A 20,105-nucleotide genomic window follows, 5' to 3' on the forward strand; every position below is an offset into this window, starting at 1 on the left:
CTCTTGGGGTGCAAAGGAGAGCAGAATGAAACCTTATAAGATGTTGATTGATGGCGAATGGGTCGAGGCCGGTGATGGCGGAACATTCACCAGTATTAACCCTGCGACAGGTGAAAAATGGGCGGAAATTCCAGAGGCCACGGCCGAAGATGTGGATTGCGCTGTGCGCGCCGCGCATAGGGCTTTTCTTACGGGGCCATGGGGGAAGATGAGCGCCACGCAACGCGGCCATTGTTTGCGCCGCTTGGCAGATTTACTTGCCGCGCAGTCTGAGGCGCTGGGAGAAATCGAAACGCGCGATACTGGAAAATTATTTGCAGAAACGCGGTGGCAGGCAAAATATATCAGCGAATTTTATCATTTTTTCGCTGGAGCGGCTGATAAAATCCATGGTGAAACGCTTCCGATTGATAAACCGGATATGTTTGTTTTTACCAATCGTGAGCCCTTGGGGGTGATTGCCGCAGTTGTGCCATGGAACAGCCAGTTGTTTTTGGCAGCGGTAAAAATCGGACCCGCGCTTGCCGCGGGAAACACCATTGTTATGAAAGCCTCGGAACATGCACCTGCGGCGCTGTTAGAGTTTGGAAAGTTGATCGCGCAAGCAGGCATTCCCGATGGGGTAGTCAACATCGTGACGGGGCATGGTGATCCTTGTGGGAAGGTGCTTACCTCGCATCCGATGGTGGCGCGTGTTTCCTTCACAGGGGGGCCGGGTTCTGCCCGTCATGTGATTCAAAATACGACGGAAAATTTCGCCGAACTCAGTTTGGAACTGGGGGGGAAATCTCCGTTTATCGTGTTTGAGGATGCGGATATTGAAAGCGCAGTAAACGGATCAGTCGCGGGCATATTTGGGGCGTCTGGGCAAAGCTGTGTGGCGGGTTCGCGTTTGCTTGTGCATGAAGATATCGCGGATGAATTTTTAAAGCGGATGGTGAAGATTGCACAGGCCGTTACGATTGGCGATCCAATGGCTGGCGAAACCGAGATGGGGCCTTTATGTACCTATGGGCAGATCGAAAACATCGAACGCGAGGTCGCGCGCGCTGTTGAGGAAGGCGCTCAGATCCTAAGCGGTGGAAAACGGGCAAATGCCGGTTCGGAACTGTATTATGAGCCAACGATCATCGACTGCCCCGCGCCAAATCTTCACATAGTTGATACGGAATTATTCGGGCCGGTTTTAAGCGTGCTGCGGTTTAAAACCGAAAGCGAGGCCTTGGCTTTGGCCAATGATACGGTGCATGGCCTTGCCGCAGGGATTTTTACCAAAGACAGCGCGCGGGCGCTGCGGATGTCAAAATCTGTACGGGCGGGCATTGTTTGGGTGAATACTTATCGGGCGGTCTCTCCCATTGCTGAGTTCGGTGGAATGAAAAACTCAGGCTATGGCCGCGAAAGCGGCTTTCAAGCCGTTTATGATTATACGCGCCCGAAAACTGTATGGATGAACATGTCTTCAGAGCCGTTGGGCAGCCAGTTCGTATCTCGTTAATTTGAAAGGGACGAAAATGAAATTTCATATTGCTATAAATTTAGAACGAAGCGAACCCTCTGTGGATATGAAAGAGGTGCGCGATCACACGCTTGAAATGGTACAAATGGCAGATCAAGCTGGTTTTGAGATTGCTTGGGCCGCCGAACACCACGCGTTGGAAATGACGATAGCGCCAAACCCGTTTCATATGATGACCTGGTGGGCAGATCACACCAAAAATATCCGTCTGGGATGCGGCGTGGCCAATGCCTCTTATTGGCACCCGATCAAATTGGCGGGCGAGGCGGCTTTGGTGGATTTGCTGAGCGATGGGCGGATGGATCTGGGGCTGGGCTCGGGGGCTTATCAACGCGAGTTCGATAGGCTACGCCCTGGATTAAGCCAAAAAGACGGGTGGAAATATCTGCAAGAAATGTTGCCTTTAATTCCGAAGCTTTGGGCCGGTGATGTGCAACATAATGGAGAGTTTTGGCAATTTCCAACCGCCACATCCTGCCCGAAACCTGTGCAAGACAGGGTGCCTATCTGGGTGGCTGCGCGCTCTCCAACAACCTTTGATCATGCGGTAGAAAACAATTGCAATATTATGAGCTGGCCTTTGACAATGCCATTTTCCGAGGCTGAAAAATACCGCGGCCAGCTTGAAGATAGTATAACCCGTTTGAACCCTGGATATTCGGGTAAATTTGCCATGATGCGCCACGCTGTTATTTATGAAACAGAAAGCGATCGGCAAGCGGCGCTAGATGCTGTGCGGCAGGTTTTGGCCCGCTTTGGCAATTTAATGATGCAAGCAGGTGACGTTGTGAACGGATATCCCGATATGGTTCCGCTGGAAACATTAGAGGGTAATGCCCGCGTCGAGCCTGCGATGCTGGAAGAAAACTTAATGTTCGGATCTCCGGAGGTTGTTGTAGAAAAACTTAAGCAGTATCAATCTATTGGCGTTGATGCGTTTATTTATTATGCCTCTCTGGGGCTGGATATGGAGCGCCAGAAACGATCGCTGCGTTTGTTTATTGACCAGGTACTGCCCGCATTTACTGAAGTAAAGGAATTTGCCCATGTCGATTGAAATCCGCCGAACGCTGCTTTGGAAACAAAAAACCTTTATCGAGGGGTGGAAAACTGTGGAAACCCCCACCCAATTGATGGCGTCTATGGCCATCATAAAAAACCCTTGGTTTGCCCGTGGGCATGTTGAAAATATGCGCCCTGAAATCCAAGCGTATGGGCCGGTTATTGGCAAATTATTGACGGAAATGCTGCTCGATGAAACGGGCGGTTTGCTTGAGGGCTGCGGCAAAGCAAGCGTGGTTGGCATGGGCGGAGAAATTGAACATGCCCAAGCTATGACGCATACGCTCCATTTTGGAAATCAATTTCGCGAAGCGATCGGTGCCAAAAGCTATCTGGCCTTTTCAAACACGCGCGGCGCGGCGAATTGCGCGATAACTATTCCTTTGATGGACAAGCATGACGCAGGCCGTAGGTCGCATTATCAAACGATCCAAACCAGCGTGGTTGACGCACCGGCTGATGATGAGATTCTTATTGCTTTGGGAGCCTCGATTGGTGGGCATCCCAACCATCGCATTGGTGATCGATATGAAGATTTAAAAGATCTGGGCCGCGATTTAGATAACCCGGCAGGCGTTTAAATGGCAAGAACCAAAGACGGCACAGCCTATGAGATAACAGGTTGTCAGGGCGCAGCTTGGGTTGTGCTCATTCATGGGCTGGGTTTAACGCGTGCCAGCACGTGGGGTGGCATTGCACCAATCTTGGCGCAGGAGTTTCAAATTCTGAGCTATGATCTTTTAGGCCATGGTGAAACGGATCTGCCCTCTGGGCGCGTTGACTTAAAGCGCTTGGGGCAGCAAGTGATCGATTTGATGGATGATCTGTCTATCGATCGCGCCGCTTTGGTTGGGTTTTCACTTGGTGGGATGATCAATCGGCGCGTGGCGATTGATCATCCAAGCCGCGTCTCTGCGCTGGGAATATTAAACGCACCGCATGAGCGGGGGGAAAAGCAGCAGCGTTTGGTGGAAGAGCGGGCCCGCGCCAGTTCAGCTGAGGGACCATCTGCCAATATCGATACAACGCTTGCCCGATGGTTTACCCCGGATTTTCGTGTTCATTCTTCACAGAATGTGGCAGCTCTACGCGATATTGTGGTGGCAAATGATCCAAAAAATTATGCCATCCATCGCCAGATTTTAGCCGATGGTGTAACCGAACTGATCCGCCCAACGCCACCCTTAAAGCAGCCCAGTCTTATCATGACCTGCCAGAATGACAGTGGTTCAACGCCTGCGATGAGTCAGGCGATTGCTCAGGAAATCAGGGGCTCTGAGCTGAATGTTCTGCCCAAATTGCAGCATTTGGGCTTGCTTGAAGATCCAAAGGCTTTTGCAGATCCGCTTTTGGCTTTTTTGCGAAGCAAACTGCCTCCACGTTAGAAAGGAATTGACATGGCACTTTTATCTGGCGGGCAAGCCGCAGTTGAGGCGTTAAAAGCGGAAAAAACCGATTTCGTTTTCGGGCTGATCGGCTCTGCAACAATGGAAATGTTTGACGCGCTTTATGATGCGCAAGATATCAAATTGATTGGTGTGCATGATGAGCGTACTGGCACCCATATGGCCGATGGCTATGCCCGCGCCAGCGGAAAAACCGGTGTTGTTCTGGCGGGACAAAATGGTCCGGGAACAACCAATTTGGTGACCGGGTTGGCGCAGGCGAAAGCCGCTTACACGCCGCTGGTGTCGATTGGGGGGCTTTGTCGTCCGAACATCTCTATCGAGATGCCTTTCAAGAGGTGGATCAACAGGCGCTATTTACTCCGATCACCAAAAAAACCTGGACCGCAACCAGCAGCGAACGCGTTCCAGAAATGATGCGGGAGGCGTTTCGCGTGGCCAATGCTCCCCGAAAAGGGCCTGTGCAGTTGAATTTGCCGCGTAACGTCTTGTCAGGCCAGGCTAAATTTGCGGCGATGCAAGACCCGTCAGACTATCGGCCGGTTTCGTTGCAAGCCGCGCCTGAAAGCAGCATTAATCAAGCCGTTGGGCTGTTAAAAAATGCAGCGCGCCCGGTTATTATGGTGGGCGGTGGTATAAAAAATACCGCGGCTGGTGCGCATGCAATGGCGCTGGCAGAGGCGTATAACATACCCGTTGTTTCTTCGCCAGGGCATGGGGATGCAGTGCCGTTTGGACATCCGTTGAATGCAGGCCAAATGGGGCCGCGGGGCAATCCGGTTGCGTCGCGATTGGTCAAAGAAGCGGATGTTATTTTGGCTCTTGGAACCCGCATAGGCTTTAATGCCACGTTCTATAGTTATGACAATATAAATAAGGCTGCGAAAATTATTCACGTCGAACAGGAACCAACCGCAATTGGGCGCTATTTTCCTGTTGAGATGGGGATTTGGGGCGATGCCCCCACGGTTGCCATGCAGCTTTTGGTCGCTGCCGATCGGTTAAGCCAACGCGCCGAAGCGCAAGCTTGGAGCGACGCTTTGAAAGTCGAGCGCGCGGGGTTCCTTGCCCGCCGTGATGCAGAGGCTTTGATCGAAAGCAACCCCATCCAGCCTTCTGGCCTTTATAAAACCCTGCGTGATATATGCCCGCAAAATAGCGCCTTTACCATGGATGCGGGCACATTATGTTTGCAAGCCACCGATGCGATGAATTACTGGCAGCCCAAAAGTTTATTCACCCCGCTTGATTTCGGGCTTGTTGGGTTTTCGTTTGCGGCAGGTTTGGGGGTAAAACTGGCTATGCCCGAGCGGCCAGTGATCTCTTTGATGGGCGATGGCGGGTTTGGGATGACCACTTCTGAATTATCTACTGCGGTAGATTACGGAATAAACACCGTGACAATCGTGATGAATAATGGCTGTTGGGGGGCAGAAAAAGCCTATCAGCGCGATTTCTTCAACGGGCGCTATATTGGTGCTGATATTTCCAGCCCGCCATTTGACAAGCTGGCAGAGCTTTACGGCGCGAAAGGCTATCGTGCAGAAACTTTGCCAGAAACGGCTGAAGCGCTTGAAGCGGCGCTGGCTTGCGAAAAACCTGCGGTGATTGACGTGCAGGTTGACCCTGCTGCATTGTATTCTTTCCGCCGCGATAGTTTCAAACATAGAGGAGGCTAAGTTATGGCTGAAAATCAATATCCAGCAACACAGGCCCAAAAAGCGACCGGGGATTGGAACCCGTTTTGGGATACGTTGGCCGAATTGGATCCTGATTATCTGGAACGGTTTCTCGCCTTTCGCGCCGTGCCTCAAAATGGGCCCTTGCCTCAGAAATACAAAGAGTTGATTTTTATCGCGATTAATGTCGCCACCACGCATCTTTGGCCTTCTGGCGCGCGCAGACATATTCAAAACGCTCTGGAAGCCGGGGCAACCAAAGAAGAAATTCTTGAGGTGATCCAATTGACTTCTATAATGGGTATTCACTCAATGAGCATGGGGGTTCCGATCCTAATGGAAGAGATTGAGAAATTTGAACGCAACGCTTAATTTGGAAAAGGCGGGGAAATGGCCGAAGAACACGATCATTCGATGATGGAAAACCTCTATTGGTGGGGAATTCCAACGTTGTTTAGATGTCCTAACCTGCCTGCTGAGGGGCAAGATATTGCCTTGGTGGGTGTGCCCCATTCCACTGGAAACGGTACCACCGAACGCGATCAGCATTTGGGCCCGCGTGCGGTGCGCAATGTCTCGGCCGTGGCGCGGCGCGTGCATTCTGCTTTTGAAATTGATCCTTGGACTGCGGCGAAAATCGCTGATATTGGCGATGTGCCTTTTCCGCGGGCCAATGATAACGAAGATTGTATCGAGCGGATTACAGCATTTTATCAAAATATTGCAAAAGCTGGCGCGCGGCCTGTCTCAATTGGCGGCGATCATTCGATCACTGGGGGCATTGTGCAGGCGCTTGGCGGCAGTGAGTTGGCGGGCGGGCAGCCTGTCAGCTTTTTGCATTTGGATGCGCATACGGATGTATTCACTAAGGTGGATCATTTCTTGGGCGCGCAGAAATCGGCCGCGCATTGGGGGGCTTACTTGGCGGATCAGGGCAAAGTGGACCCAAGCCGATCGATGCAGATCGGGCTGCGCGGGCATCCGCGCACGCTTGATTGGCTGCAACCCTCTTATGAATATGGATATAATATCGTGACCATGCGCGAATTTCGTGCGCGGGGCCTGCAAGATGTTGTGGCGCAAACGCGCAATATCTTGGGGGACCGACCGGTCTATATTACCTTTGATCTAGACTGCTTGGATCCGACCATTGCGCCTGGGGTGTCAAATATTGAAGCCAGCGAAAAGGGCTTTGACATTGATGAGGCGATGGGGCTTTTGCGCGCCGCCCGGGGGTTAAACATTATTGGCGGCGATGTTGTCTGCATGATGCCAACCAAAGACAGCCCGAATAATATTACAGCGCTTACGGCAACCGCTGTGATGTTTGAAATGATTTCAATGATCGCTGAAAATATAAGTAGGAGCGCAGCATGACGCAGCAGCCAGATCCATTTTTTCAACCCGTTTCCGCCATGGAACTGGCCCGGTTTGCCGGGGTGCCAACCTTTATGCGATTGCCAGAATTGAGCCCGGATCACGCTCGGTTTTCAGATGTGGATCTGGGTATATTGGGTGTGCCTTGGGATGGGGGCACAACGAATAGGCCGGGAGCGCGCCACGGTCCGCGCCAGTTGCGGGACCTGTCAACCATGATCCGCGCTATGAACCCCGTCACGGGGGTTACGCCTTTCGCCAGCGTTAATTGCGCCGATATGGGAGATGTGCCACCCAACCCGGTTGATATTCAAGACAGCCTGAACCGAGTGGCTGATTTTGTAAGCGCCATGACGGTTCAGAACATCGTGCCCATGACGGCCGGAGGTGATCATCTGGTCACCCTGCCAATTTTGCGTGCTCTGGCAAAAACCGCGCCTGTAGGGCTGATCCAATTTGATAGCCACACAGATCTGTTCGACAGTTATTTTGGCGGCCAGAAATTTACCCATGGCACGCCATTTCGCCGCGCAATCGAAGAGGGTTTGGTTGACCCAACGCGATTTGTGCAAGTGGGAATTCGCGGCACCGCGTATAATCTAGAGGATGTTGAATGGGGTCTTGCGCAAGGCATTCGGATCATTCGGGTTGAAGAATTATTCGAAAGAGGAATTGCCCATGTGATGGCAGAAGTGCGGGAAATCGTGGGCAAACAGCCGACCTATTGCACTTATGATATTGATTTTGTTGACCCAACATTTGCGCCAGGCACTGGCACGCCTGAAATTGGCGGCCCGAACAGCTTTCAAGCCCAACAGGTGATCCGCGAGCTTGCCGGCGTTAATTTAATTGGCGCTGACCTTGTTGAAGTCTCGCCACCTTTAGACGCTGCGGGCGGCACTGCTTGGCTGGGGGTTTCTTTGATGTTTGAGTTGATCTGCATGCTGGCACAATCTATCCAAGCCAGATAAAAGCGTTTTGCTCAAGGTACGTTAAACTGTGCGTAAGTCAAACTTTATTTTTTTTGATTTAAACATAGATTCAATGCCTTAAAGATATATCTTAATGTTTTAATCGAATTTTGCATTATGGCGCGTTTTCAGGCCGTCGCGTTGCGCACTGGTCTCCTGAATTGACGTTGAGATACGCGCATATCGTGGAGGATCGCCCAGTTTGAGCCATCCTCTCAACTTTTTTTACATGACCCGATGTAAATTACCGGTGCATTTTCTACAGCCTCGGCATGCGGTGGGTGTTTCGACTTCTTGGGGTTGGCGATTACTGACAGTGAGCGTTAAGAAAACAGCCACCGTGGCGATACCCAGTCCGAAGATGCCCAACATGGAAAGAACTTCGTCGAACGCCATCCATGCCATTATCATTGTCACGGGCGGTGATAGGTAGGTCAAACTTGCAACCTGTGATGCGGGCAAGCGTCTAAGCAAGACGAACATAAGACCATAGGCCGCGAGTGATACGACAATTGCCAGCCAAACAACCGCAAAGACCAGACTGCCGTTCCAGGTCGCTTCTAGACCTTCCAGACCAACTGCGAGCGGGGCAAGCACCAAAAATGATGCCAGACAATGTAAGAATGTTACCAGCAGGATAGAAACAGACTTTTCCTCTTTTAGAGTGCCGCTACGGTCGATCAGTGATGCGATTGTGATTGCGATCACTGCTAAGAAAGGAAGCAAATGCGCGACAACTGCGCCCCCAAGGGCAATTCCATCGCCGATAACCAACGCCACGGCGATAAGACCCAGTCCCAGACCAGCCCATTCCTTGCCGGACACCCGCTCGCCCGTCATGCGCGCAGACAGCGCACCGGTCAGGATTGGCTGCAATGCAGTTATGAATGCCGCAAGACCTGCCGACAAACCAAGGTCGATCGCGCCCAGTACGGCTACCAACCACCCGGCATGGGCTAGAGCGCCGACGAGCATGTGGCGACCAATGACTGAACGTGGAATGCGCTGCCATTGCCGTGCCAGTGTGACGAACAAGGCCAAGATTGTGGTAACGAGTAGATAGCGCCAGAATAGAATCGTGAACGTTCCAGCGTGATCGAGGCCAAATTTAGCCCCGACAAAACCCGAACTCCACAAAACAACAAAGACGCCGCATAGAAGAGGTATACCAAGCGCACGTTTCATCACTTTGCTCCGCCTTCGCCTTCGACGATGCGGCGGAAGCCCGAAAGGTCGTCTAGCTCCATATAGACTTGTTGAAAATGACGTCGGCCAAGACCATCATCAAAAGCATCGCGCCCATGCAAGACCCGGTGGTTATTGATCAACAGCATCTCTCCTGGCGAGCAGCGATAAGACACCCGATTTTCGGGCGCGTTGATCTGCTCTGCTAGAGCTCGATAGGCATCATACCAATCAGGAAACCGATCAAACGGCACGGTTTTGAGTGGCTGAACCGTCCAATTGGCATAGCGTAGAAGTGCAAGTTCGCCACGTTCATCCAATATCACCGGTGGAGACATCGACATAGTGTCGGCCTTTTTCGACCAAAGACGAAACTGGACCGCATAATCTGTCATAATCTGAAGCGCCTCGGGGTTCGTTTGGCGCAGCTGTGCCACAACGTTTGCGCCGTCCACATATTGCGAGGCTCCTCCTGCGACGTCGTTGTGCAGGCAGTGGAATGCCATAACATTGGGGGGCCAAGAATATCCGGAACAATCGGTATGTAGTGGTAGCGCAGCATTGGTGAAGCCAAGAGTATAAGGGGTCATCGAGACGCGAATATCTGCCACCCGATCAAAGGCAATTTCGCGCACATAGGACAAGCGATTTGCGAACCGCTCCACTTCACGATCAGTCGTCGGCATGTCGGTTAAACGAACGAGCCCAAATGCTTCGAACGCAGCGATCATCTCCGCTGAAGCGTTGTCGTCTGACATGACTTCATCGTATGCGAAGCTATCAAGAGATGATCCATACTTGGCGCCCCAAAACTGTTTTGGAGCTTTGGTTGATATCTCAGCCATGTCGTAGGAATTGCGTTTCAGCCAATGTGCATCAAAGCGTGAATCCACACTTTCGTCGGACCACTTGATCCGAATTTCAGCGCCCGTAATGGCGATCTCGCTGGCAATCAGTTTACTAGGGATGCTCTCTGTCAACGCCTTGCGTTCCTTGGTAACGGGGTCAAAACGCTCGGTTGAACGGCAATTGTCCCTTAGCCACTGATAGTGAAACTGTGAAACGCTGCCATCCGGCCAATAAAGCGTCATGAATTCTTGATGTGCGACTGCTGTAATTGCTTTGTCTATTTGGGATCCAAATTCGTGCTTACCCATCTCAATGCCTCCTTGGGTGAATGAATGTCGTCAAATTCAACCAAAGATCTAATTTGCGGAAGATGTTCGTTATGCTAAAGGGCTTTGCGTAATACGCAAAATACCGAGCATAGCAAACCGAACCTAATGGACCTAATTGGCGATCTCATTTTGATGCAGGAACTTGCAGAGTACGGCAGCTTTTCAAAGGCAGGACTTATCCGCGGGCAAGCCCCATCAAGCTTGGCACGGCGTCTTGATGGATTGGAATCTCATCTCAAAGTACGCCTATTCAACCGTGCTCCGTCCGGTTTGTCGCTCACTGCTTCTGGGGCACAAAAGCTGATCGAAGCGCGCAGTATTATTGAAGCTGCCTGTAAGCTGACCTCGCGCGATGGCGAGAACGGCGTTTTGACGGGGCATATCGTTGTTTCCGCTCCCTCGAGATTGGGCGAAAAGCTTGTGGCACCTGTCGTATTACAATTTCTCAAAAAACATCCCTACGCCTCAGTCGACCTGCATTTTACAGACTCAATCCAAAATCTTGAACAAGATAAAGTAGATATCAGCGTGAGAGTAGGCACGGAACCCCCAGACCACCACTATATTCGTCGTATTGTGACGAACAAGCGCATTCTCGTAGCGTCTCAAACCTATTTGGCGTCTCGCGCTCCAATTAAATCTGTTACGGACCTTGATGAACATGATGGCTTGCTCTTGGGCCGCACATCAATTTGGTCACTTATCCATCAGGATGGTCAAACGCATGTGGCCTTCCCCAAACAAAGGTTACGCGCGATCACGGGCGACGTCTTGCTTTCTATGTGCAAGGCAAATTTGGGAATTGCTTTAAAGTCAATATGGGACGTCCGCCGAGATTTAGAAAATGGGAAAGTCGTTCAAGTTCTGCCAGAGTGGTTTCAAGCTCATGCGTCCGACATCATGCTTGTGACACCGAGCAAAAAGTTTGTGTCTCCAACGGCATTCGCATTCAATCATATGCTAACCGATTATCTCAAGTCGGCCCTGAGGCATGACAATCAATAGGCTGTGAGCTACTGTCGGGTTTTTTCGAAATTTTGTATGCACGTAGTTATCCCGTCTGGGATCGTGGTAGGTGATGCGTAGCATCTGTCCAAAGGTCGAATGTATCGCAGCGGTTTTGTCTCTGTAGGGCGGCAATCATAACTCTGCGTTTGGGTGGGAAAAGGGCGGCCGCCCCATCATGCGCATATCAAAACCGATGCGGCCTGTTGTGGAGATTTAAAGCGCCCCATAATCCTTTCAGGCCGTCGCGTTTGGCGATTTTCTGCCGCGGCGCGGGCATTCAGCTCCTTGTGCTGAGGATGTTCTATGCCCTCTGTGAACTATTTTAAAGCCTCTTTTGACGCTTTTGGCCCTATTCGGGTTGCGGCGATTAATACCAACCGCCCTAATAATTGACCTTTATCCAATCTCTTTTGGTGATTGAAGTTATTCGTTCTGGATCGTTGGCGAAGAAGTTCCACGCTTGGGCACATTTTTCGAGGATTTCGTCGTAGGTGTCGAAGACCGAGATAGCGAGTTTGTTTGACCGCAGATAGGCCCAGACGTTTTCCATGGGGTTCAGTTCTGGTGAGTATGGCGGCAGTTTCACGAGCGTAATATTGTCTGGTACTTGCAAGCATTTTGCCCCGTGCCAGCCAGCCCCGTCGACGATGAGCATGGCATGTGCCCCGTGCGCGACAGCTTTTGCGATCTCATTGAGGTGCGGCCCCATTGCCTCCGCGTTGACGTAAGGCAGGATCAGCCCTGCGGCGGTACCACGGGCGGGACAAGCGGCACCGAAGATTAGCCCCCACTTGTAACGCGTATCACGAGGTGCGCGGGGGCGGGTTCCGCGCCGCGCCCATTTGCGCGTAAGTGTTCCTTGTTGCCCAACACGGGCTTCATCTTGGAAGCATACCTCAAGGGGCTTACCCTTTGCATGTTCTGGCATGAGCTCGACTACGAGGCTGGCAAAGTTTTTTTGAAAGCCTGCTGTGCTGCGGGATCAGTTTTGGGATACTCAGGTCGAACAGAGAGGCGACGAAATCCATGTTTGGCTAGATATTTACCAATCGTGCGTTCGTGCAACTTCACGCCGAACGCGTCTTCAACACGAGCCTGTAAATCGGCGCAGCGCCACCGTACTACGCCATCTTTTACAGGGTTAGGTCCAGCCTCAACCCAAGCCACAAACCGCGCCTGTTGTGTTGGCGACAGGCGTGGCTTCGCGCCCTTGCCACGTCGGTCAGAAAGCTCAGCAATGCCGCTGCAGTTGTAGCGATGCACCCAGTCTCGCAGAGTTTGGCGATCCATGCCGCTACTGCGAGCCGACGTCGCGCGATCAACGCCCTCTAGAACCACAGCTATTGCGAGTATGCGCCGAACAACACAACAATCTCTGGTTCGTTTGGCGATAAAACGCAACTCTCGCGCAGAAATATCCGTTCGCGTGATGGCTATAGCTCGTCCCATCTATTCCTCCATGATAAGTGCACACACAGATTCAGATTTCTGCGGAATTGGAAACCATAAAGTGAGTCAGCTTTTCGGGATAGTGGTATTAAATAGCCGACCTATCAAGGGGGGCACTTTTCCAAGCGCCCATGCGACATACATAAACGCCCACCATTTTTGCATTCAGAGCTCGGCAAGCGGTCCACAGCGAGTCGCAACTGAGACCTCACACGCCAAGCGCGGCCTTTTCTTCAGCATTGGTGCCAAATTGAGGCAGATCTGCGGTGGACTTGCCGTGTGCGGCCATCAACGTGTCACGCACAAAGGCGATATGGGCTGTCTCTTCGATAATTTCCGCCAAGTATTGCGCTTTCATCAAGGTTGCTCCGACACCGATTGTGCCGTGATTCGCCAAAACCGCTGCGACAATTTTAGGATCTTGGAAGACAGGGCTGATTTCCCTGTCGGTCTGCGGCCCCCCCATTGGTGACAAGGCGATCAGTGGCATGCGCCCAATCTTTTCAATCGTTTGCACGGTCAGACACGGGATCTCCAGTCCTGCGCTGGCATATCCTGTGGCCCAAGGGCTGTGGCAGTGTACCACCGCGCGAATATCGTCACGGATACTATAAAGATCAAGGTGAAAACCCAGATCTTTGGATGGCTTGAAAGGGCTGTCTTCGATTGTGCCGTCCAGATGGACCACTTGCAGATTGTCCCGGGTGCATTCGTTAAACCCGATGCCTGAGGGCTTGATCACAATTGCATCGATGGCGTCGAGCCGGACCGATAGGTTGCCGCCGGCATTGGTTTGCAGCCGCAAGTCAAAGCACCGTTTGGCGGTTGCAATCAAGGCGTCTTTTTTATCAATTAAATCAGCGGGTATGCTCATAGAATTTGGTCCAATGTCAGCGTTTCCAGTACAGTTATAATTTTGTCAGTGACGGCAGGTGCAGAGATGTGCTCAGGCACGATATTAAGCGCAATCTCGGCCTTCAGCTTGCTACGGGCCACATCCAGAAAGATCTGGCGCAGTTCAGGATCTTCGATTGCACCACCTGGACAATCTTGATGGGAAAAACCCCCCATCGGCACGATCAGTGCGCGAGGGCCGGTCGCGGTATTTAAGATATCTATTAATTTAGACGCAATCTGTGCCATTTCATCCGGGGTCAGTTTTACATGGGTGAAATAACCCGAATGGGCATAGTGCGGCCGTTGCAGATAGTTTGATGGGACAAGAGCGGCTGCCCCCAATCCAAGAAAATTCAATCCGCCGGGCAGGACAATGCGCGGAAGTGCGCCTGCCGATGTAAACCTGTCTGCCATAGGCACGTGAGCGCCGGTGAGCTCTAGTCTGGTTAATTCATGCGGGGTGAGATCAATGATTGAATGAAAAGCGCCACGGGCGGCAAAGCGCGCAAAAGCTGCGCCACCATAGCCGTTTGAATGAAACACGGTCGCCTCTTGTTGGCGTTGGCCAAGCCGTTTGACCAATAGCCCGACTGCGGCTTCAGTTGCACCCATTGCCGTTATGCCAACCGAGGGCGCAGGTGGGCCCGCATCGTGTTTGTTGTTGCATAGGCCGGCGGTCATGGCGGCCGTGTTGTCCAAAACTTGGCGCAATGTGGCATTCAGCCCACAGATATCGGCCAGAGTTGGCACTAAAATGATGGAATTATCTGCTACGGCACCGCGTGGGTCAAACGGCAGGGTGGTCACAAGGAGCTTGGGAAAGGTAATAGGCAGGGCGCGCAGCACCTGCAAGATCACTTCGCCACCAGTTCCGCCTCCGATGCCAATCGTGACGTCTGTATCGTTCTCAACCGAGGCGGCGAGCTTATCCCAAACCCGTGCAACAGTTGCCTGCATTGCAGAGATTTTATCGCTCCCTCCAAGGGTTTTTCCGCCTGTCCGTAGCGAAACATCAATTGTGCGCACTGTTGTGCCGTGATCGGTAAGACGGCGGGTTAGATACGCCGCCTCGTCTGCTTTGGTCGCAAGCGTCGCTAATAGCAAAACGTTTCCGGTCATTTATTTAGCCTTTTACTGCGCCAGCTGTCATGCCGGTAATGATTTGCCGGGATGCGAACAGCGTGAAGATAATTGGTGGAATCGCCAGCAGCATGCCGGTGGCCATGATGACCCCCCATTCAACGTTGAATTCTGACATGTTGTTCACGATTAAAATAGGCACGGTTTTTGTGTCTCGGTCCGACAGGGCCGAGGCCAAAAGATATTCGTTCCAAGCGATGCGGAACGTAAAAATTGCCGCAGCAGCAAGACCGGGTTTGATCAGGGGAAGAACAATTTGGAAAAAGACCTGAAACGGCCCCGCACCATCCACGCGCGCCGCCTCTTCCAAACTGCGCGGCACCTGCACGATAAAACTTTGCAAAATCCAGATCACAAATGGCAGGTTCATCGCGACGTAAATTAAGATAATTCCAGAATGTGTACCGGCCAGACAAACATCACCGCGTCCCCCGAAGGTGTCGCGGATCAGTTCACCCAGCCAGAACTTTTTGCTAATGCAAAATTCGTTATTCCAAAGACCAAAAACGGGCACTAACAAAACAGCAGGTGGTACCATGCGGACCATCAATGTCGTCAATGATGCTGTATCGCGCCCCATAAACCGGAACCGCACCAGCGCGTAAGCGGCCATACATCCGATGATTAAAGTCAGCGCCGTAGACACCAGTGCGATGATTAAAGAATTGACAAAGGCCCCGCCAAATTTCAGTGCGCAGAAATCTAGGTGCTTGGGCTCGTACCATAAGACGTCGCACAGCGCGGTTTCATAATTCTGGATCGTCGGTAAAAATATCAGCCCCGAGGTGCCGCCAATGATGTCGACGTCAAGTTTAAACGAATTGGAGAACATCAAAACAATGGGTCCCACAGCCATGAAGATCAGGGCGACCAGCAAGGCATAAAAGGCGGGGTTCTGTCGGTCGTAATCCATGGTTTAGTCTTCTTCCTGAATTTGGCGGGCTTGCCGCGCAGCGCGGGCCTCTTGCAAGCGGGTTATGACAAACATTCCCAAGGTTAGAATGAGCAAAAGGATCAGCAGATAGTTTGACATGGCCGCCGCCACGCCCAATTCGCGAAATTCTGTTGCGGTTCGTGAAATGCGCAGGGCGATAATTTCTGTGGATAGGCCTGGGCCACCTTCGGTCATTACCAAGATTACCTCCAAGACTTTAAAGGCATCGATCAGACGCAAAAGCCCGGTCACAATCAGTACCGGCATCATCAGCGGCAACTTGATATATCTGATCTGCTGCCATCCGGTGGCCCCATCGATCTTGGCGGCTTCTAATGCGGAGCGGGGCAGTGATTGTAACGCCGCCAGCGACAGGATGAAAATAAATGGCGTCCATTGCCAGATATCGGCGATAATGACAGACAATAGCGCGTGCTGGCCAAGCCAATCTACGCCCTCAAGCCCCATTGATTTTAGGGTTCTGTTAATCGTGCCAACGGTTGGGTGGTACATATAGCGCCACATCAAGCCGACAACTACGGGGGCAATCATCATTGGTAAAATGAACAAGGTGCGCAGGACCGACATGCCGCGAATGTTGCGGTCCAGTAGCAAAGCTAAGCCAACACCAATTGCAAGTTCCGCTGTGACCACCGCAAAAGCAAACGTCAAGGTGACAGACAGGCTTTCCCGAAAGGCTGGATCAAAAAATAGTGTAATATAGTTTTTCAGGCCTACAAATTCGGTTTCAGAAATATTCTGGCTGGGATCCCACGCTCGAAACGACCCATAAATCATATACGCAAGCGGGTAGAGTAACGCGAGACCCATGATAATAACCGCAGGGGCCATAAATACATAAGGTGTCATTCGGTTCAATTTTTGGGATTTCACGTCATGCTCCGAATGTTGGGGATTGCGCGACCCGTGGGGACCGGGTCGCGCCATAGATAGTATTTACTGCCAGGTGTAATACCCGGCCTCTTCCATCACGCCTCTGGTGCGTTCCGCAACACCGTCCAAGGCAACCTTAACATCCAGACCTTCGGTCAGAACTTTTGACAGTGTTGTGCCTAGGTCTGCGTTGATTTTACCCCAAACTGGGATGATTGGGCGCCAGTCAGGGTCAGCGTGTTTAAGCGCTTCACCAAATGTTGCCATATGTGGAAACTTGGCGTTCACATCCGCATCTGCGTGGGTCGAGAACCGCGACGGGTTTCCGCCGGCCAACGCAACCAGTTTGTCGCCGGTCTTTGAGGTCAGCCACTGCATCAACAAAAACGCGGCTTCTTTGTTTTCAGCGTTCTTTGGAATGCCGATGCCAAAACCGCCGGTTTGCGAACCGCGACGCACACCTTCGGGGTGCATAGCCCAACCAACCTTGCCGACAACTTTCGATTTACTTGCATCGTCGATTTGACCTGCCACAACAGTGGTGTCCAAAAACATTGCCGTGTCGCCGTTCAGGAATGAGCCAAGCGCTTCACCAAAACCAAACGAGGCTGCACCTTCGGGACCACAATCAATGATTTTTTTCAGCGCATTTGCGGCCTGAACACCAGCTTTATTGTTCACAATTGGGTTCCAAGCGTCGTCAAAGATACGTCCGCCCAGAGGTGCAAGATGCAACAAAAATGCGTGGGCTGCATGGTGCCCGGACGCCGCACGCGACGACAGACCGCCCATACCCGGCTCAAGCTGTGGGATCTTGCAGGCGATGTCCAGCATTTCTGCATAGGTCTCAGGAACGCTCAGCCCATGTTTTTCAAAGATGTCTTTGCGATAGCCAAGAACAGATGTTTCTGATCCGTAAGGCATTCCAAACAGCGATCCGGTTTTGCCTTGCAGATAGCCTTTGTTGCCACCGGCAAAGCCAATGTTGTAAACGTAGCCGTCAATTAAATCATCTGCATCGTAAAATGGGTCAGCCAGTTTCGGGTTCATGAAATAACGCGCAAGATTTTCAAGCTGGTCTGCATAGACATAGTCTGCTTTGGAGAATACGACATAGGCGATCAGGTCATAGTCGCCTTCGTCTTGGCCCAGTTCTAAAGTCTGGCGTTCCCGCATTTTTAGATAGGGCAATTGGTCGACTTCGACTTCGATCCCAGTTTCTTTGGTGAACTCTGGCAAGATTTTCATCACCGCGTTATAATGAGGGTGCGCTGGGAAATTGACCACCAAAGTCGTGCCTTCATAGGCATCATACGGCCCAGCTATAGCTGCACTCGTCATAGTGAGTGCGGTTGAGGCCCCAAGGGCCATGCGTTTGAGTTTTGTTAACATAGGTTGTCCTCCCATAATCATTAAAGGTGACGCTAGAGCGCCAGTTCTGTTTTTCGGTCAAATAGATGAATACCCTCTGGTCTGACCGCAAACCTGAGTGTTTCGCCAAGTGCGATGGGGGTTTCTGATTTTAGTTCCACCGTCACGTCAGCTCGTCCAGAAGCGCACAGCAAAACGGACTGTGCGCCAATGTATTCGGAAATTTTTACCTGCAAATCCAAAGCCGCAGCGTCTTGGGCTTTGGGATCATAAATCAGGTCACTGGGCCGCACGCCCAAGGTGACATGACCGCTTGTTTGGCCTAAACCGTTTGACTTGGAGGCAGGGATGGCAATTTTAAATGTATCGCCAATGGCAAAAAGTGTACCACCCTCTGCTTGTAGGTTAGCCTCTAGAAAATTCATGGGTGGCGATCCGAGAAACCCCGCAACAAATTTATTTTTGGGTTTTTTGAACAACGTCTCTGGCGTGCCTTGCTGCTGAATATAGCCGCCGTGCATCACGACAATCCGGTCGGCTAAAGTCATTGCTTCGATTTGGTCATGGGTCACATAGATCATATTTTTTTTGACCCGCTGCCCCATCACTGCCAACTCGGCGCGCATTTGGCCGCGCAATTTAGCATCGAGATTGGACAGGGGTTCGTCGAACAGGAAAATATCGCTGTCTTTGGCCAAGGCCCGCGCCATTGCGACGCGCTGGCGTTGGCCGCCCGATAGGGCACCGGGCTTGCGGTGTAAAAACTCTGTTAAACCTACGAGATCGGCGACTTGGCTTACCTTGGCTTCTATTTCGGCCTTGGGGCGTTTTTGCAGGCGTAATGCAAACGAGATGTTTTGCGCCACATCCATGTGTGGGTAGAGCGCGTAATCTTGGAATACCATCGCCAAATTGCGGTCCTTTGGTTCTAAATGGCTAACGGGTTGATCATTGAAGAAGATTTCCCCCTCAGAGACCGTTTCCAACCCAGCAATCATCCGCAGGGTCGTAGATTTTCCACAGCCAGAAGGCCCTACTAGAGCAGTGAATTCATTTTCGGCCATGCTGAGATCAATACCGTGCAACACCTGCACTGCGCCGTAGCGCTTGATAAGATTCTCCAAGCGAATTTCAGGCATAGAATCTCTCCTCGGTTGGACCTAATAATTTTGTATACAAAAAAGAAAGTAAATATACTAAATTGCTAAATTGAAAAAAAACTGTATTATTGGTCTAGAGTAGAGGCAAAACGCAGGGTCTGAAATGGCAAATATACAAGCAACAGACGCCGGTAAGCATAAAATGTCGGCAGCACATCGTGTTGAACATGCTTTGATTGAAGAAATCAGTGCTGGTGAACTTTTGCCCGGTGTTCGCCTAGATGAAGTTGGGTTGGCACATCGGTTTGGTGTGTCGCGCACCCCAGTACGCGAGGCACTATCTCGATTAACCGCGCAAGGCATATTGGTTCCGGGTGAAAAGCGCGGCGCTTTTGTCGCGGAATATTCGCGTGAGCAATTAAGCCAAATTTTTGAAGCCATGCACGAAATAGAAGCCGCTTGCGCCCGAATAGCTGCACAACGCCTTAGTTTACTGGCCAGATCTGAAATTGAAACAGCTCAAGGCGATTGCATGAAAGCGGCCGAAGCAGGCGATCGCGTTGCGTATTTGCGTGCCAATGAAGCTTTCCATTTGACAATCTATAAGGCGACTGGAAACCCCTATATCGCTGAGATTGCATCTGAATTTCGCCGCCGTACTGGGCCGTTTCGCGCTAAAAAATTCCAAACCCCCGAAGACCTGATCGGTTCAGCGCAAAGTCACCAGACTTTGATTGATGACATTTTCTCCGAAGATTCAAATACGGCGTCAAAAGGTATGCGGGATCATATGACAAACAGTTTTATGCAAACGTTACGGGTCAATTGACATAAAAACGTTACGGTTCATTGACATAAAGTTGGGTTACCCTCTTGCAATAGTGCCCATTCTTCTATTTTTGTATACAAAATAGATTCGCTGAATACGGAGGTCC

Annotated in this window: 18 protein-coding genes and 1 pseudogene; 10 read left to right on the top strand and 9 right to left on the bottom strand. The window is 51.4% G+C overall.

Annotated elements, in window-relative coordinates:
- Positions 1–25: 25 nt before the first annotated feature.
- The 8 genes and pseudogenes from GN241_07545 (at position 26) to speB (ending at position 8,014) form a co-directional block, all read left to right on the top strand.
- A complete protein-coding gene (locus GN241_07545; GenBank protein XAT57230.1) occupies positions 26–1,498 on the top strand; it encodes an aldehyde dehydrogenase family protein in 1,473 nt (490 codons plus the stop codon).
- Between the two features lie 16 nt (positions 1,499–1,514).
- A complete protein-coding gene (locus GN241_07550; GenBank protein ID XAT57231.1) occupies positions 1,515–2,576 on the top strand; it encodes an LLM class flavin-dependent oxidoreductase in 1,062 nt (353 codons plus the stop codon).
- Entirely contained in the window at positions 2,566–3,162 is a 597-nt protein-coding gene (locus GN241_07555) for an amino acid synthesis family protein (protein XAT57232.1), read from the top strand. Before GN241_07550 ends, GN241_07555 begins: the two co-directional genes overlap by 11 nt.
- A complete protein-coding gene (locus GN241_07560) occupies positions 3,163–3,966 on the top strand; it encodes an alpha/beta fold hydrolase (protein ID XAT57233.1) in 804 nt (267 codons plus the stop codon).
- 12 nt (positions 3,967–3,978) lie between these two features.
- A pseudogene (locus GN241_07565) lies at positions 3,979–5,666 on the top strand (thiamine pyrophosphate-binding protein).
- A gap of 3 nt (positions 5,667–5,669) precedes the next feature.
- Entirely contained in the window at positions 5,670–6,038 is a 369-nt protein-coding gene (locus GN241_07570; GenBank protein ID XAT57234.1) for a carboxymuconolactone decarboxylase family protein, read from the top strand.
- 18 nt (positions 6,039–6,056) lie between these two features.
- Positions 6,057–7,043, top strand: coding sequence for an agmatinase (locus GN241_07575; GenBank protein ID XAT57235.1), 987 nt, complete (start codon positions 6,057–6,059; stop codon positions 7,041–7,043).
- Positions 7,040–8,014, top strand: a complete 975-nt coding sequence (gene speB / locus GN241_07580; protein ID XAT57236.1) for an agmatinase — start codon at positions 7,040–7,042, stop codon at positions 8,012–8,014. The genes GN241_07575 and speB overlap by 4 nt, the downstream gene beginning before the upstream one ends.
- A 225-nt stretch (positions 8,015–8,239) precedes the next feature.
- Here the strand turns inward: speB and GN241_07585 are convergent, their stop codons facing one another.
- Together GN241_07585 and GN241_07590 are read right to left on the bottom strand one after the other, a co-directional pair.
- Positions 8,240–9,199, bottom strand: a complete 960-nt coding sequence (locus tag GN241_07585; protein ID XAT57237.1) for an EamA family transporter — start codon at positions 9,197–9,199, stop codon at positions 8,240–8,242.
- Positions 9,199–10,356 (bottom strand): DUF971 domain-containing protein, encoded by a 1,158-nt coding sequence (locus tag GN241_07590; protein ID XAT57238.1) that lies wholly within the window; start codon positions 10,354–10,356, stop codon positions 9,199–9,201. Before GN241_07590 ends, GN241_07585 begins: the two co-directional genes overlap by 1 nt.
- A 126-nt stretch (positions 10,357–10,482) precedes the next feature.
- Here GN241_07590 and GN241_07595 point away from each other — a divergent pair, with 126 nt between their 5' ends.
- Entirely contained in the window at positions 10,483–11,382 is a 900-nt protein-coding gene (locus tag GN241_07595) for a LysR family transcriptional regulator (GenBank protein ID XAT57239.1), read from the top strand.
- Positions 11,383–11,767: 385 nt separating this feature from the next.
- Here GN241_07595 and GN241_07600 read toward each other — a convergent pair.
- The 7 genes from GN241_07600 to GN241_07630 all read right to left on the bottom strand — a co-directional run bounded on the left by GN241_07600 (position 11,768) and on the right by GN241_07630 (position 19,209).
- A protein-coding gene (locus GN241_07600; GenBank protein XAT57240.1) for an IS630 family transposase occupies positions 11,768–12,834 on the bottom strand; the annotation gives its coding sequence in 2 pieces (ribosomal slippage) (positions 11,768–12,348 and positions 12,348–12,834; 1,068 coding nt in all).
- Between the two features lie 208 nt (positions 12,835–13,042).
- Positions 13,043–13,708: a class II aldolase/adducin family protein gene (locus tag GN241_07605; GenBank protein XAT57241.1), complete on the bottom strand. Its 666-nt coding sequence runs from the start codon at positions 13,706–13,708 to the stop codon at positions 13,043–13,045.
- Positions 13,705–14,850: a hypothetical protein gene (locus GN241_07610; protein ID XAT57242.1), complete on the bottom strand. Its 1,146-nt coding sequence runs from the start codon at positions 14,848–14,850 to the stop codon at positions 13,705–13,707. The genes GN241_07605 and GN241_07610 overlap by 4 nt, the downstream gene beginning before the upstream one ends.
- Before the next feature lie 4 nt (positions 14,851–14,854).
- Positions 14,855–15,784: an ABC transporter permease subunit gene (locus tag GN241_07615; GenBank protein ID XAT57243.1), complete on the bottom strand. Its 930-nt coding sequence runs from the start codon at positions 15,782–15,784 to the stop codon at positions 14,855–14,857.
- 3 nt (positions 15,785–15,787) lie between these two features.
- Positions 15,788–16,753 (bottom strand): ABC transporter permease subunit, encoded by a 966-nt coding sequence (locus GN241_07620; protein XAT57244.1) that lies wholly within the window; start codon positions 16,751–16,753, stop codon positions 15,788–15,790.
- A gap of 9 nt (positions 16,754–16,762) precedes the next feature.
- The gene (locus tag GN241_07625) at positions 16,763–18,091 is read right to left on the bottom strand and encodes an extracellular solute-binding protein (protein XAT57245.1); all 1,329 of its coding nucleotides are present in this window, start codon (positions 18,089–18,091) and stop codon (positions 16,763–16,765) included.
- 32 nt (positions 18,092–18,123) lie between these two features.
- Positions 18,124–19,209 (bottom strand): ATP-binding cassette domain-containing protein, encoded by a 1,086-nt coding sequence (locus tag GN241_07630; GenBank protein XAT57246.1) that lies wholly within the window; start codon positions 19,207–19,209, stop codon positions 18,124–18,126.
- Positions 19,210–19,333: 124 nt separating this feature from the next.
- On the opposite strand from GN241_07630, the gene GN241_07635 reads away from it, so the two are divergent.
- Positions 19,334–19,999: an FCD domain-containing protein gene (locus GN241_07635; GenBank protein ID XAT57247.1), complete on the top strand. Its 666-nt coding sequence runs from the start codon at positions 19,334–19,336 to the stop codon at positions 19,997–19,999.
- The last annotated feature ends 106 nt before the right edge of the window (positions 20,000–20,105 follow it).

The sequence above is a fragment of the Rhodobacteraceae bacterium IMCC1335 genome (assembly GCA_039640495.1).
In the GTDB taxonomy this organism is placed as follows: Bacteria; Pseudomonadota; Alphaproteobacteria; order Rhodobacterales; family Rhodobacteraceae; genus Thalassovivens.